The organism is Maribacter dokdonensis DSW-8 (assembly GCF_001447995.1).
GTDB classification, from domain to species: domain Bacteria; phylum Bacteroidota; class Bacteroidia; order Flavobacteriales; family Flavobacteriaceae; genus Maribacter; species Maribacter dokdonensis.
The window spans coordinates 30,455-44,717 of the sequence record NZ_LDPE01000003.1; the positions used below are offsets into that span (position 1 = coordinate 30,455).

Consider the following 14,263-nt stretch of genomic DNA (forward strand, 5'->3'; position numbering starts at 1 on the left):
TTTTACTTAGTTCAAATTGGCAAAAAGTACTAGAAATATGCAACCAGGTTTTAAGAAATATATATTAGAAGATAGCACTTACAAAGGCGGAGGTAAGAAGATTGTAATGCCCAATGGTGTTACCGTTCACAAATTGTCCTCTAACGAAAATCCGTTAGGGTATTCCCCAAAAGTTAAGGAAGCCTTGGCAAATACCTTAGATGATTTGAGCCTATATCCGGATAATACGGATATAAGGTTACGTGAGGCGTTGGTGAAAGATTTTGATGGTGTACTTACCGTAGATAACTTTATTACTGCAAATAGTGGTTCAGAAATTATAGATATGATTTCTAAGGCATTTTTGAACGAAGATGACGAGGTAATTGTGAGTCAGCCTTGCTTTTTACCTTATACGGCCTTTACCCGTTGGATGGGAGCCAAGGCAATCAACGTACCCATGACGGAGGATTATGATTACAATTTGGACGGTATTTTGGAGGCTATTAATGATAGAACAAAGTTGATATTTCTAGCATCGCCCAACAATCCTTCAGGAAATTATATTCCACTGACAGATTTAAGAAATTTCATAGATAAATTACCTGACCATGTAGTATTGGTGTTAGATGAGGTATACAGACATTTTGCCGAAGCCGAAGATTACACTTCGGGAATTCCTTTTGTAGTAGAAGGTAAAAATGTAATTGCAATCAATAGTTTTTCAAAGACCTATGGCTTGGCAGGTCTAAGGGTTGGCTATTGTTATGCTCCTTTAGAACTAAGCAATTACATGCGTAAGATTTGTAAACCTTTTCTATTGTCATCATTGGCTTTAGAGGGGGCAATTGCTGCTTTGGAAGATGTAGCGTTTGTAAACAAAACTGTAGCATTGGTTAAGGAGGAAAGAAAGTTTGTTTTGAACGGTCTTGATACAATGAATATCAAATATTGGCCAACACAGGGTAATTTTGTGCTAATAGACCCACCGGTGAATGATATGGAGTTTACCTCTTTTTTAGAAAAAAAAGGTATAATGGTACGCCCTGTAGGTAATTTTGGTGCGCCGGGAAAAGTGCGTATATCTTTTGGGGTAAGAGAGGCTAACAAAGCACTTTTGGCCGCAATTGAGGTTTTAATGAAGAGCCAAACGACCACAGCATAAAATTTTTTATCACATATGTTGCATGAGCAACAAAAAAAACAATATAAAACTAAATCATATACTATGTCAACTTCAACAGTAGCAGAAAACAAACACAAAGAGGCACAAGATTTTATGCCTATTAACGGTACCGATTATTTAGAGCTTTATGTAAGTAACTCTAAACAAGCGGCACATTATTATAAAACCGCTTTCGGTTTTAAATCCTTAGCTTATAAAGGTCTTGAAACCGGTAGTAGGGATTTTGAATCCTATGTGGTAGAGCAAGATAAAATTAGATTGGTTTTGACGTCACCTTTAAAGAGTGGTACAGATGTGGGTAGGCACATAGACAAGCATGGTGACGGAGTTAAGGTAACGGCACTGTGGGTAGATGATGCTACCTATGCTTACAACGAGACTATGAAAAGAGGAGCTAAAAGTTACATGGAGCCAAAAACCGAAGAAGACGAGCACGGTAAGGTGGTAAGTTCTGGTATTTATTCTTATGGTGAAGTAGTGCACATTTTTGTAGAGCGTAAAAATTATAACGGTACATTTTTACCGGGCTACCAAAAATGGGAAAGCGATTATCAGCCATCTTCTACTGGATTAAAATTTGTAGATCATATGGTAGGTAATGTGAACGAAGGTAAAATGAATTATTGGGTAGATTTCTACGCCAATGTAATGGGCTTTAAGCAAATAATGTCTTTTGATGATAAGGATATTTCTACCGATTATACAGCCCTCATGAGTAAGGTAATGAGTAATGGTAACGGTCGTATTAAATTCCCGATCAACGAGCCTGCTCCAGGAATGAAAAAATCTCAGGTAGATGAATATTTGGAGTTTTATGAAGGTGAAGGTGTACAACATATTGCCGTAGCAACCGATGATATCGTAAAAACGGTTTCTGATTTAAAAAGTAGAGGTGTGGAGTTCTTGACCATACCTACAACGTATTATGATGTATTGACAGAGCGAGTTGGTGAAATCGATGAGGATATAGAATCATTGAGAAAACTAGGTATTTTGGTGGATCGTGATGATGAAGGGTATCTGTTGCAAATTTTTACCAAAACGGTACAGGCAAGACCAACCATGTTCTTTGAAATTATTCAGCGTAAAGGAGCAACTTCTTTTGGAAAAGGAAATTTCAAGGCTTTATTTGAAGCTATTGAGCGTGAGCAAGAATTAAGAGGAACCTTATAAGTTCAACAGATTTCTTGACAAGCCAAGAATAGTTTAATTTTAATAAAATAGTAGTAACTAATAAAACGAACGTATATGCCAATCTATCATAAGCAAGGTGCGTTGCCGCCAAAAAGGCACACGCAGTTTAGAAAACCCAATGGGGAATTGTACTCGGAACAATTGTTCGGTACCATTGGTTTTGACGGTATGTCCTCTTTATTATATCATCATAATAGACCTACCATGGTCAAGGAGATCGTAAAAAGTACTGACGTGTCTCCTAAAATTGCCTTGGAGAAGAATATACGTTCGTTAAAGTTGGTTAGTTTTAATGCACCCGCAAAAGACGATTTTTTAGAAGCTCGTGAGCCACTTTTGGTCAATAGTGATATCATCATTGGGGTAGCGGCACCACGAAAGTCGTTACGCGAATATTTTTATAAGAATACCGATGCCGATGAAATGTTGTTCATACATAAAGGCACTGGTACCTTACGAACTATTTTTGGACAAATTCCTTTTGAATATGGTGATTATCTGATTATTCCCAGAGGAACCATTTATCAAATAGATTTTGATAGTGAAGACAATCGCATATTATATGCCGAATCATATTCACCGATCTATACGCCAAAAAGATATCGGAATTGGTTTGGGCAGTTATTGGAACACTCTCCGTTCTGTGAGCGCGATTATAAATTGCCACAAAATCTTGAAACATTTACCGATACCAAAGAACATTTGATAAAGGTGAAAAAGCAAGGGGTCATGCATGAAATGGTGTATGTAGGGCATCCTTTTGATGTTGTAGGTTGGGATGGATATAATTTCCCGTACGGATTCTCCATACATAATTTTGAACCTATTACTGGCAGAATTCATCAGCCGCCACCAGTGCATCAAACTTTTGAAACAAATGCCTTTGTAATCTGTTCATTTGTGCCAAGACTGTACGATTATCATCCGCAGTCCATTCCGGCACCATATAACCATTCCAATATAGATTCAGATGAAATGCTGTATTATGTTGATGGTGATTTCATGAGCAGAAACGGTGTACAACCGGGTAATATTTCTTTGCATCCCGCAGGCATACCACACGGTCCGCATCCAGGTGCGGCAGAACGTAGCATAGGTCAAAAAGGGTCTGAAGAATTAGCGGTTATGATAGACACCTTTAAGCCGTTGATGGTTACTGAGAATGCCATGAAATTAGATGATGGCGATTATTACAAATCTTGGTTATAACAGAAATAAGAGAACACTTGACAACACTAAAAACATGGGTCAACGTACCTCATAATTCAGATTTTTCTATTTACAATCTTCCTTTTGGCATTTTTTCGGTGAACGATGATCAGCCAAGAGCAGGTATTGCTATTGGAACGCAAATTGTTGATTTGGTTGTGGTATCAGAGTTAGGGTTGATAGAGGTCAATGCCAACTATTTTAATCAATCAACTTTAAATGAGTTTATCGCTCTAGGTAAGAAGATTACCAATAAAGTCCGTTTAGATATACAGCAGTTGCTAGTGATAGAAAATTCGCCATTAAAAAATCATCCGGAAGCATTTGTGCAACAGAAAGACGCTACCATGCATTTACCGGTGCAAGTAGGCGATTATACCGATTTTTATTCGAGTATTGAGCACGCTACCAATGTAGGTAAAATGTTTCGTGATCCAGAAAATGCGCTATTGCCCAATTGGAGGCATATTCCGGTAGGCTACCACGGTCGCGCTTCTTCCATTGTGGTAAGCGGTACCGATATTCATAGACCTATGGGTCAAGTGAAAACCAATGAAATGGAAACACCGGTTTTTCAAGCATCGGGGCGTTTAGACTTTGAATTGGAAGTGGGTTTCATAGTAGGTAAATCTACACAATTAGGAGAACGAATTGTAGTAGAAAATGCTTCGGAACATATTTTTGGATTGGTGTTATTCAATGACTGGTCCGCTAGGGATATTCAAAAATGGGAATATGTACCATTAGGTCCGTTTTTGGGCAAAAGCTTTGCATCATCCATGTCGCCGTGGATTGTTACATTAGAAGCATTGGAGCCATTTAAGGTTCAAGGTCCTAAGCAAGATCCAGCTGTACTTTCGTATTTACAATATGAAGGAGCCAAAAATTATGACATACAATTAGAAGTAGGGATGTCTTCCAAATCTTCGGAAGAAACAATAATCAGTCGCTCAAACTTTAAGTACATGTATTGGAATATGATGCAGCAATTGGCACACCATACCGTAAATGGATGTAATGTAAACGTGGGAGATGTCATGGCATCGGGTACCATATCGGGCAAAGATGAAAGCTCCTATGGATCATTGCTAGAGATTTCGTGGGGAGGTAAAAAACCTTTCGAATTAAAAGACGGAAGCAAACGCACTTTTATTGAAGATAATGACACCATAACCTTGAAAGGATTTGCGGAGAAAGAAGGCGTAAGAGTTGGTTTTGGTGAAGTAACGGGTACTATTTTACCCAGTAAGTAATTTAGAATATGAGCACAATGTCACAACACGAAGAAATAAATACAATAGACCCGGCAAGTATATCTCAACAAGAGTTGCATGGGTATTTATTATCTGCTGTAGCGCCAAGACCTATTTGTTTCGCCAGCACAATTGATAAGGACGGCAATGTAAATTTGAGTCCGTTCAGTTATTTTAACCTATTTAGTGTAAACCCTCCGGTCATGGTTTTTTCCCCTTCAAGAAGAGGTCGTGACAATACCACCAAGCACACCTTGGAAAATGTATTGGAAGTAAAGGAAACGGTAATTAATATCGTGAATTATGACATGGTAGAGCAAATGTCCTTGTCAAGTACGGAATACGGTGACGGGGTAAATGAATTTGTAAAATCAGGATTAACGCAAGTACCAAGTGATAAGGTAAAGCCACCAAGAGTAGGGGAAGCTCCCGTAGCTTTTGAGTGTGTGGTGGATCAGGTAATAGCATTGGGTGATGGTCCAGGGGCAGGTAATCTAGTGTTGGCAAAAGTAGTTCAGATACACGTAAAGAAAGCATTTCTAGATGCCGAAGGAAATCTGGATACGCCCAAGTTGGATTTGGTTGCCCGTATGGGTGGTAATTGGTATTGCAGGGCTAATGGCGATGCCTTGTTTGAAATACCAAAACCTATACGAACCAAAGGTATTGGAGTAGATATGTTGCCAGAAGCTGTGCGTAACAGTACGGTACTGACGGGGAATAATTTAGGGAGACTAGGTAACTTAGAACAGTTGCCTACTAAAGAAGTTATTGCTGCTATTGCTGCACATGCTGAGGTGAAATCTATACTAAACGGCGATGAAGATGCTGTAGCATTGCACAAACTGGCACAACAGTGGTTGGCAGAAGGAAAAACAGAAGATGCTTTGGCCTTGTTGCATTTGGGGGTTTAGTTACAAATCATCAGGTTCAATATGTATTAATATGTGACCAAGGTTCGGAATTTCATGATGTAGATGGTCTTTTAGTAAATGTGCAATATCATGCCCTTTTGTAACCGATATAGTGCCATCTACCATGGCATGGAGGTCAATATGAAATTTCATTCCGGCTTTTCGTATAAAACATTTTTCTGTACCGGTAACCCCGGGTACTTCCAGTGATTTTTTACGTATTTCTTCCAATAGTTCGTCATACCGTTGCTCGTCCATTATTTCGCCTAACGCAGGTCGTAAGATTAGGTAGCTATTGTAAAGAATAAAACCCGAAGCAATTAGGGCGGCCCAATCATCGGCCGTTTCGTAACCCTTTCCAAAAATTAGGGCAATTGAAATACCTATAAAAGCCATGATTGATGTTATGGCATCACTTCTATGGTGCCAAGCGTCCGCTTTTAACGAAGTACTATTGGTTTCCTTACTTTTTTTAATGACGATTCGGTATGAGATTTCTTTCCAAAGAATGATAACGCCAAGAACTATTAATGTCCATGATTTTGGAGTTTTGTGTGGAGTTTGTATGTTATCAATGCTTTCATAGGCAATAACGGTTGCAGATATCACAAGAAAAGCAACAATTAAAAAAGTAATAATGGGTTCTATTTTACCATGACCGTAAGGGTGATTTTCATCTGCTGGTCTTTCTGCATACTTAAATCCTAATAACACCAAAATAGAGGAGAAGATGTCAGTGGTAGATTCAATGGCATCTGCAATAAGAGCGTAAGAATTACCAAAGAATCCCGCTAAACCTTTAATAAGGGCCAAGAGAATGTTACCTACAATGCTAAAGTATGTTGTTTTAATGGCAGTCTGTTCAATACTCATAGGGCAAAGGTACAGTGCCAAGAAAATGTATGATAGCTTAATGCGATATAATTAATGAATGGGTTGTGTTAAATAGCTTTCTCATATGCCTCCTTCAACCAATCGGTTAGTTCCTCATCAACCTGATTAGTATCTGTAAGTTGTACACGGTGCGTACACATACTGCCAAAAGGTCCAGAAGATTCAAGTCGGTCTGTAGTTGGCTTGTCTTTTATTTTTAATCCTAAATCTATTCTAGTTTTGGTAGCAGGTTTTATCAATGCAAATTGCTTTTTACGAATGATACTTACAGAGGTTTTCTTTGGGGTTATGGTAATATCATCTCCAAAAGGCTTTATTACAAGTAGCAGCTTTTCATAAATAGGGAGTAGGCTTTCTTTCCCTTTGTATTGCTGATCCACCAAATCCGTTGGAGCATGGTTTTCTTCTTTTGAAAGGGTAACAATGGTATTTGCAAAACCGTGGGTAACACCGTGTTCTTTCTTTAAATAATTGACACCTTCAGAATGTTTGGTAAATGACTTTTCTTTAAGAATGGTCTTCCATTCGTTCAATGATTTTCCTGTCTTTTCAGGCATGTTGTCGATCATGGTTTGCAGTGCCTTTTCCATAAGTAGAGCGTTTTATGTATGTTTCAATTTACAAAAAAATAGTAACCCCTTGGGTTGCGTTATTCAGCACCATCTTTTTTTCAATGTTAACCCATCCAAAAAAGATCAACAAACACCCCCTAACATTAGCAATCTATCAATAAATAGCGTTCCAACTCCAATTTGAATAAAAATTTTGTGATTCACGCCTACTTATATTCATTTGCTGATTATAGTGCTTATATTAGGTAGTACCGAAATCCCACAACCGTATGGCATTAAAAGTTGCAATTAAACACAAGACCAAGTATATCTACGATAGAAGTATAAATCTATCGCCACATATTTTTAGATTGCGTCCGGCACCACATAGTAGAACTCCAATAGAGGCTTATTCAATTAAAATTAAACCTGAAAATCATTTTTTTAATTGGCAACAAGATCCTTTTGGAAATTATTTGGCACGAATTGTTTTTCCCGATAAAACCACTGAGCTGTCTATTGATGTAGAAATTATAGCCGATTTAAAAACGATCAATCCGTTCGATTTTTTTGTTGAGGAAGCTGTAGAGGAATTTCCATTTAAATATTCCGATGAGGCTAAGAAAGAACTTTTACCCTATTTGGAAAAAGTAGAGAGTGGTCCGTTATTGAAAGAGTGGTTGTCAAAGATAGATTTGACTCCGCAAAGAAGTATAGATTTTTTAATTGGGCTAAATAGCAAATTGTATAATTACTTGGATTATACGTTGAGAATGGAGCCCGGGGTACAAACCTGTGAAGAAACCTTAGAGGCTAAGTTGGGCTCTTGTAGGGATTTTGCATGGTTACTAGTGCAAACACTTCGTCATTTAGGTTTGGCGGCTCGCTTTGTTTCCGGGTATTTGGTACAATTAAAATCCGATGAAAAATCACTGGATGGTCCTTCTGGTCCAGAAGAGGATTTTACCGATCTTCATGCATGGGCAGAAGTATATTTGCCCGGTGCCGGATGGATCGGTCTAGACGCCACATCTGGTTTGTTTACGGGAGAAGGTCATATTCCATTGGCATGTACACCATCTTATGAAAGTGCCGCACCGGTAAGCGGATTCAGTGATTTTGCTGAAACTACCTTTGAATTTGAAAATTCGGTTACTAGAATTTTTGAATCGCCACGTGTAACCAAGCCCTACACAGATGAACAATGGCAAGCAATCTATGATCTTGGTTTTAAGGTAGAGGAAGAATTGCAGGCCAATGATGTTCGTTTAACTATGGGTGGCGAACCTACATTTGTCTCTATAGATGATATGGAATCTGAGGAGTGGAATACCGCTGCAGATGGTCAACACAAAAGGGAACTGGCTAGCAAACTTTCCATCAGGCTACTAGAGGTATTTGGTAAAGGGGGGCTCTTGCACCACGCACAGGGTAAATGGTATCCTGGAGAGGTCTTGCCGCGTTGGCTCATTGGTATCCACTGGCGCAAAGACGGAAAACCCATTTGGAACGATCCAAGTTTATTGGCATCTTTTTCTGAGGAATATAAAATGCCCAGAAATATTACCAAACGATTTTTAAAGGCTTTAGGTGGCTATTTGGGTTGTAAGACCAACAGTGTAATGCCAGCCTATGAAGATGCCTTTTACTTTTTATGGGAAGAAGGAAAATTACCGGTAGATGTCAATCCTAAAAAATACAATAAAGATGATGGTCACCTACGTAGAAAATTGGGTGAAATATTGGAAAATGGAATTGGTGAAGTAGTAGGTCACGTATATCCTTTGACCAAAAAGAACAATAAATGGCTTACGAACAAATGGAAGTTTAGAAATAAACATTTGTTTCTTACACCCGGTAATTCCGCTATAGGACTTCGTTTGCCTTTGGGGGCATTGCCCCAAGACCCGCCAATCCCTTCAGAACCAACGGCAGAGGTAGAGTTGTTTGAACCCTCGCCGGATTTGCCAAAACCTGGCGATGCATTGGAAAAACGGTTGAAATTAAAATCTATAGGTCACCCAAGAAAGCACCCATATGTGCGTACGGCAATTTGTGCAGAGGTCAGGGAGAATAAATTATTTCTTTATTTGCCTCCGTTAGATAGTGCCGAAGACTTTTTGGACTTGGTGGCAAGTATAGAAGCTACGGCAAAAGAATTGAAAGTTCCGGTGATTCTAGAAGGCTATGAACCACCACGTGATAATAGGTTAGAAGTTTTAAAGGTGACCCCTGATCCTGGTGTTATTGAGGTAAACGTACATCCTGCGAAAAACTGGCAAGAACTTACCGATAATACGTTAACGTTATATGCCGAAGCAAAGCAGGCCCGTTTAGGAACCGAAAAATTTATGCTAGATGGTAAGCACACCGGAACGGGTGGTGGTAATCACGTTACCTTGGGCGGTGTAACTCCGGCTGATAGTCCGTTATTACGTAACCCGCAGTTATTACGAAGTCTTTTGACTTTTTGGCAGCATCACCCTGGGCTATCCTATTTGTTCTCAGGTGCATTTATAGGGCCTACTAGTCAGGCTCCACGAGTAGATGAGGCAAGGTTAGAGAACTTGTATGAACTTGAAATTGCCTTTTCGCAAATACCAGATGATAAAGAGGTCCCGTTTTGGATCACTGACCGTCTGTTCAGACATCTGTTGACGGACATAACAGGGAATACCCATAGAGCGGAGTTTTGTATAGATAAATTATACTCTCCGGATTCTTCGTCCGGGCGCTTGGGTATCTTGGAGCTACGTGCTTTTGATATGCCTCCTCATGCGCAAATGAGCTTAATGCAAATGTTGTTGGTGCGTACGTTGGTATCATGGTTTTGGAAAAAACCGTACAAACACAAATTGGTGCGTTGGGGTACGGAATTGCATGACAAATTCTTGCTGGAGCATTATGTAAAAGAAGATATCAAGGATATTGTAGAGCAGTTGAACGAAGCGGGATATCCGTTCAAATTAGATTGGTTTGATCCCTTCTTTGAATTCCGTTTCCCGTTGTACGGTATGGTAGATGTCAATACCATACAAATGGAATTGCGTATGGCCATAGAACCGTGGAATGTACTTGGTGAGGAAATGACCGGTGGCGGAACATCCCGTTATGTAGATTCTTCATTAGAACGTGTACAGGTAAAAGTCAATAATTTTAATGAAAAGCGATACTCGTTAACGTGTAATGGAGTTAAAATTGAATTGAGTTCTACAGGGACAAAGGGCGAGTACGTAGCGGGAGTGCGTTTTAAGGCCTGGGAACCGTGGTCCGCCTTACACCCGACTATTGGGGTAGATACTCCGTTGGTATTTGATATAGTTGATGATTGGAACAAAAAGTCGATTGGCGGCTGTACCTATTTTGTGGCACACCCAGGTGGTAGGTCGTATGACACCTATCCGGTAAATAGCTTAGAAGCAGAATCGCGCAGAATTAATAGATTTTGGGATATTGGCATGACACAAGATGAGGTAACACCTACAGAATTAGTGGCCTCAACAAATTTTACGGGCAGAATGGTAGAACCTAAGAAAGGTTCAAATACATTTGCATACAAAGAGATGCCGGTCAACCCAGAGTATCCACATGTAACAGATTTGCGTAAGAAGTAATTGAAGAGGTAATGCCAACAACAAAAACCACGTGGTTCAATAATTATGATACCCAACAGGGCAATGATGAAATGTATTCATTGAACAATGGTATAAAACCCTATTGGAGTAAACTATTGACCAGTTTTGATACCTTGGGGGTCACGGGCCTAACGGCACGTCAAAAAGATATAGACTGGTTATTGTCAGAAAATGGGGTCACTTATAATGTATACAACGATCCACAGGGTATGCATAGACCTTGGAACCTTAATGTGGTTCCTTTTATGCTGCACCAAAATGAGTGGGCAGAGGTAGAAGAAGGGTTAAAGCAAAGGGCAGAACTGCTCAACTTGGTGTTAAAAGATGTCTACGGCGACCGAAAATTAATAAAAAATGGTATTGTACCCTATGAAGTAATTTATGGGCATAGGGGTTTTCTTAGGCAGTGTTCCGGTATGGAGCTTCAGTTAGAACAGTATTTATCTATCTATGCCGCAGATTTATGTCGTGGAACGGATGGGCGTTTATGGGTGGTAAATGACAGGACAGAAGCACCTTCTGGTATGGGGTATGCTCTAGAGAATAGATCCACGACCAGTAGAATTTTGCCGGATTTATATGCGGAAATGAAAGTGAAGCGTTTATCCGGATTTTTTCAGGAATTCAATCAAATGCTTATTGATGCCGCACCTGGGAAAAAGGAAAATCCGAATATTGTGATTCTTACACCGGGCTCACATAACGAAACCTATTTTGAACATGCCTATATGGCGTCTTTCTTAGGGTATCCATTGGTACAAGGTAATGATATGGTGGTGCGAGATGGCTTTCTTTGGATGAAGTCTTTACAAGGCTTAAAGCAAATCGATGTGGTATTGCGTAGGGTAGACGATGCCTTTACCGATCCCTTGGAACTACGGGAGGATTCACATTTGGGCGTAGCCGGATTATTGGATGTTGTACGAAGAAACAATGTAGCGGTCATAAACCCCATAGGAAGTGGAGTAATTGAAAATCCGGGATTGATTCCGTTTATGCCGGCCATAGCAAAATTCTTTATGGATGAGGAATTAAAATTACCTCAGATCGCATCATGGTGGTGCGGACAAGAAAAGGAAAGAAATTTTGTTTTGGATAACATTTCAAAATTGGTCATAAAAAGAATAGATCGTACCAACAGGGAAAGTATCTATTTTGGAGAACTAATGAGTGCGGAAGCATTGGATGAACTTAAAAAAGTCATTTTGGAGCGTCCCTATCGTTTTGTTGCACAGGAACGCATTAATTTCTCAACGGCTCCCAATTTTACCAATGATAAATTAGCGCCAAGAAATGTTGTGGCAAGAGCATTTTGCATTGCGTCTAAAAAAGAATATTCCGTAATGCCAGGTGGTTTGGTTAGGGTGGCACCAGATGGCGAGACGGTAAGAGTGTCTAATCAAAGAGGTGGCACCAGTAAAGATTTTTGGATATTGGACGATGAACCCATTGTGGAAGAAAAAAATAGGCATTGGCAGCAAAAATCATCTATTGCCATTTCGGGTCTAAATGATTTGCCCAGCTTAACGGCAGAGAATTTATATTGGGCGGGGCGCTATGTAGGGCGTACATTAGTAAATGCACGTTTTTTACGTACGGTAATGCGACAAATGGCCATAGTGCAGAACAGAAACGAAAAACCCGATTCTGAAAAACTTAAAGTGCTTTTTAAAGCGGTTACACAATTAACGGGTACCTATCCTGGCTTCGTAGAAAGGTCAAAAGATGGCAAATTGGCCATGGATAATCCGTATGAGGAAATGTTGTCCGTAATTTTAGATAAGAATAGGGTGGGCAGTCTGGCGCATACCATAAGTATGTTCGGAAACTCCTATTATTCCATCCGTAATTTATGGTCCTCGGATATGTGGCGCGTATTTGAGAATATTCAAAAAATTTGGAACTCCTTGGTAGATGGTGATGATCACTCCATAAATAAAATTCTTAAAGTCCTAAATCAATTGATTACACGTTTAATTGCATTTATGGGGCTTATTGAAGAAAGTATCATGGTGCAACAAGGTTTGCTATTATACTTTATAGGATTGCAATTGGAGCAAAGTAGTTTGAATATTACTAAATGTAGGGCCTTATTGACCATAAAATATGATGAACAGGTAGAGTATGATTTGTTGGAGTACCTGTTAACCAGTCATGAAAGCCTTAATATATACAGGTACAGTTACCGCTCTCATATAGAGTTGGCACATGTGTTGGATCTAGTGGTGTTAGATCTGGATTATGCACGTTCATTGACCTTTATGATCAATAGATTGCAAAAAGATATTGCAAGATTGCCACACTCCAAACATGACCATCAATTAAGTAACTATCAAAAATTTGTATTTGAGGCATTTTCAAAGTTAAGATTGGCAGAGTCTTCTAAGCTGGTTCAGACAAAATCTGAAACAGATGTTACAAGAGAGCAGTTAGATACCCTTTTAAAAGAACTTTCTGATTTATTGTATAAAACCTCACAATCTATATCCAACACCTATTTTAATCATACGGACAAGCAAACACAATTGTTTACACAGTCATTTCCCATTTAATAATGATATTCAATATTACACATATTACCAAGTATGACTATAACGCTCCTGTAAGCTATTGTCATAATATTGCGACATTACGCCCTAGAGAATCAAAAGGCCAGGAACTGTTGGATTATGCCATTGAAATATCGCCTGAACCAGCTGAAATTACCGAGCGTAAAGACTTTTTTGGAAATTATATAACCCGTTTTTCCATTCAAACCGAGCATAGAACATTAAAAGTAACCACAAAGAGTAAGATTAAAAGAGAATACGCCCAATACCATGAATCATTCAATAGCGGGGAATGTAAAAATATTACCATGAACCATGCCCTAGCTGCATTACAGGGGATGGATGCGGAAACTTTGGAAGCTAAGCAATATGTGCTGGAATCTATTTTTATTAGAAGGACGGATAAGGCGATTAGGAACTATGCAGAATTGTCCTTTAAGGGCGATAGATCAGTTTTTGAAGCTGCATATGAATTGATGCAACGCATTTATACCGACTTTGATTTTGATTCGGAATTCTCCACTATTTCCACGCCAATAGAGGAAGTGATGAAAGAGAAAAAAGGAGTGTGTCAGGATTTTGCCCAAATAGCCATTGCTTGTATACGGTCTGTAGGGTTACCGGCACGCTATATAAGTGGTTATATAGAAACCTTGCCTGCTCCCGGTAAAGAAAAATTAATAGGAGCCGATGCTTCCCATGCATGGTTTGCTATTTATATTCCAGGTTTCGGTTGGGTAGATTTTGATCCAACGAACAACCATATACCCAAAGACCAACACATTGTGGTAGGCTGGGGTAGGGACTATTATGACGTGCCACCTTTAAAAGGGGTTGTTTATGGTAGTGGACAGAGTAAATTAAAAGTAGCGGTTGATATTGCTGCTGTGGTTTAAGTT

10 protein-coding genes are annotated in these 14,263 nt (G+C 39.3%); 8 read left to right on the forward strand and 2 right to left on the reverse strand.

Annotation, left to right across the window (positions count from 1 at the left end; all coding sequences use genetic code 11):
• Positions 1–16: 16 nt before the first annotated feature.
• From I600_RS13930 to I600_RS13950, 5 genes are all read left to right on the forward strand, one after another.
• On the forward strand, positions 17–1,144 hold the full coding sequence (locus tag I600_RS13930) for a pyridoxal phosphate-dependent aminotransferase (protein WP_245188893.1): 1,128 nt from the start codon (positions 17–19) through the stop codon (positions 1,142–1,144).
• Positions 1,145–1,207: 63 nt separating this feature from the next.
• A complete protein-coding gene (hppD, locus tag I600_RS13935; protein ID WP_058105353.1) occupies positions 1,208–2,338 on the forward strand; it encodes a 4-hydroxyphenylpyruvate dioxygenase in 1,131 nt (376 codons plus the stop codon).
• A gap of 75 nt (positions 2,339–2,413) precedes the next feature.
• Entirely contained in the window at positions 2,414–3,568 is a 1,155-nt protein-coding gene (locus I600_RS13940; protein ID WP_058105175.1) for a homogentisate 1,2-dioxygenase, read from the forward strand.
• Positions 3,569–3,585: 17 nt separating this feature from the next.
• Complete coding sequence (gene fahA, locus I600_RS13945; RefSeq protein ID WP_058105354.1) at positions 3,586–4,821, forward strand: fumarylacetoacetase; 1,236 nt, start codon at positions 3,586–3,588, stop codon at positions 4,819–4,821.
• Positions 4,822–4,838: 17 nt separating this feature from the next.
• Complete coding sequence (locus I600_RS13950) at positions 4,839–5,735, forward strand: flavin reductase family protein (protein ID WP_058105176.1); 897 nt, start codon at positions 4,839–4,841, stop codon at positions 5,733–5,735.
• On the opposite strand, the gene I600_RS13955 is transcribed toward I600_RS13950, so the two are convergent.
• Positions 5,736–6,608, reverse strand: coding sequence for a cation diffusion facilitator family transporter (locus I600_RS13955; protein ID WP_058105177.1), 873 nt, complete (start codon positions 6,606–6,608; stop codon positions 5,736–5,738).
• Between the two features lie 68 nt (positions 6,609–6,676).
• Entirely contained in the window at positions 6,677–7,219 is a 543-nt protein-coding gene (locus tag I600_RS13960; RefSeq protein WP_058105178.1) for a DUF4287 domain-containing protein, read from the reverse strand.
• A 251-nt stretch (positions 7,220–7,470) separates the two neighbouring features.
• On the opposite strand from I600_RS13960, the gene I600_RS13965 reads away from it, so the two are divergent.
• The 3 genes from I600_RS13965 to I600_RS13975 are packed head-to-tail and all read left to right on the forward strand — an operon-like array spanning position 7,471 to position 14,260.
• Complete coding sequence (locus I600_RS13965) at positions 7,471–10,794, forward strand: transglutaminase family protein (protein WP_058105179.1); 3,324 nt, start codon at positions 7,471–7,473, stop codon at positions 10,792–10,794.
• Between the two features lie 11 nt (positions 10,795–10,805).
• Entirely contained in the window at positions 10,806–13,367 is a 2,562-nt protein-coding gene (locus I600_RS13970; protein ID WP_058105180.1) for a circularly permuted type 2 ATP-grasp protein, read from the forward strand.
• A gap of 2 nt (positions 13,368–13,369) precedes the next feature.
• A complete protein-coding gene (locus I600_RS13975) occupies positions 13,370–14,260 on the forward strand; it encodes a transglutaminase family protein (protein WP_058105181.1) in 891 nt (296 codons plus the stop codon).
• The last annotated feature ends 3 nt before the right edge of the window (positions 14,261–14,263 follow it).

Bases quoted from the DNA above. Each gene is read 5' to 3' on its own strand.
- hppD (WP_058105353.1), top strand. From the start codon at position 1,208: ATGTCAACTTCAACAGTAGCAGAAAACAAACACAAAGAGGCACAAGAT.
- I600_RS13940 (WP_058105175.1), top strand. From the start codon at position 2,414: ATGCCAATCTATCATAAGCAAGGTGCGTTGCCGCCAAAAAGGCACACG.
- I600_RS13950 (WP_058105176.1), top strand. From the start codon at position 4,839: ATGTCACAACACGAAGAAATAAATACAATAGACCCGGCAAGTATATCT.
- I600_RS13955 (WP_058105177.1), bottom strand. From the start codon at position 6,608: ATGAGTATTGAACAGACTGCCATTAAAACAACATACTTTAGCATTGTA.
- I600_RS13960 (WP_058105178.1), bottom strand. From the start codon at position 7,219: ATGGAAAAGGCACTGCAAACCATGATCGACAACATGCCTGAAAAGACA.
- I600_RS13965 (WP_058105179.1), top strand. From the start codon at position 7,471: ATGGCATTAAAAGTTGCAATTAAACACAAGACCAAGTATATCTACGAT.
- I600_RS13970 (WP_058105180.1), top strand. From the start codon at position 10,806: ATGCCAACAACAAAAACCACGTGGTTCAATAATTATGATACCCAACAG.
- I600_RS13975 (WP_058105181.1), top strand. From the start codon at position 13,370: ATGATATTCAATATTACACATATTACCAAGTATGACTATAACGCTCCT.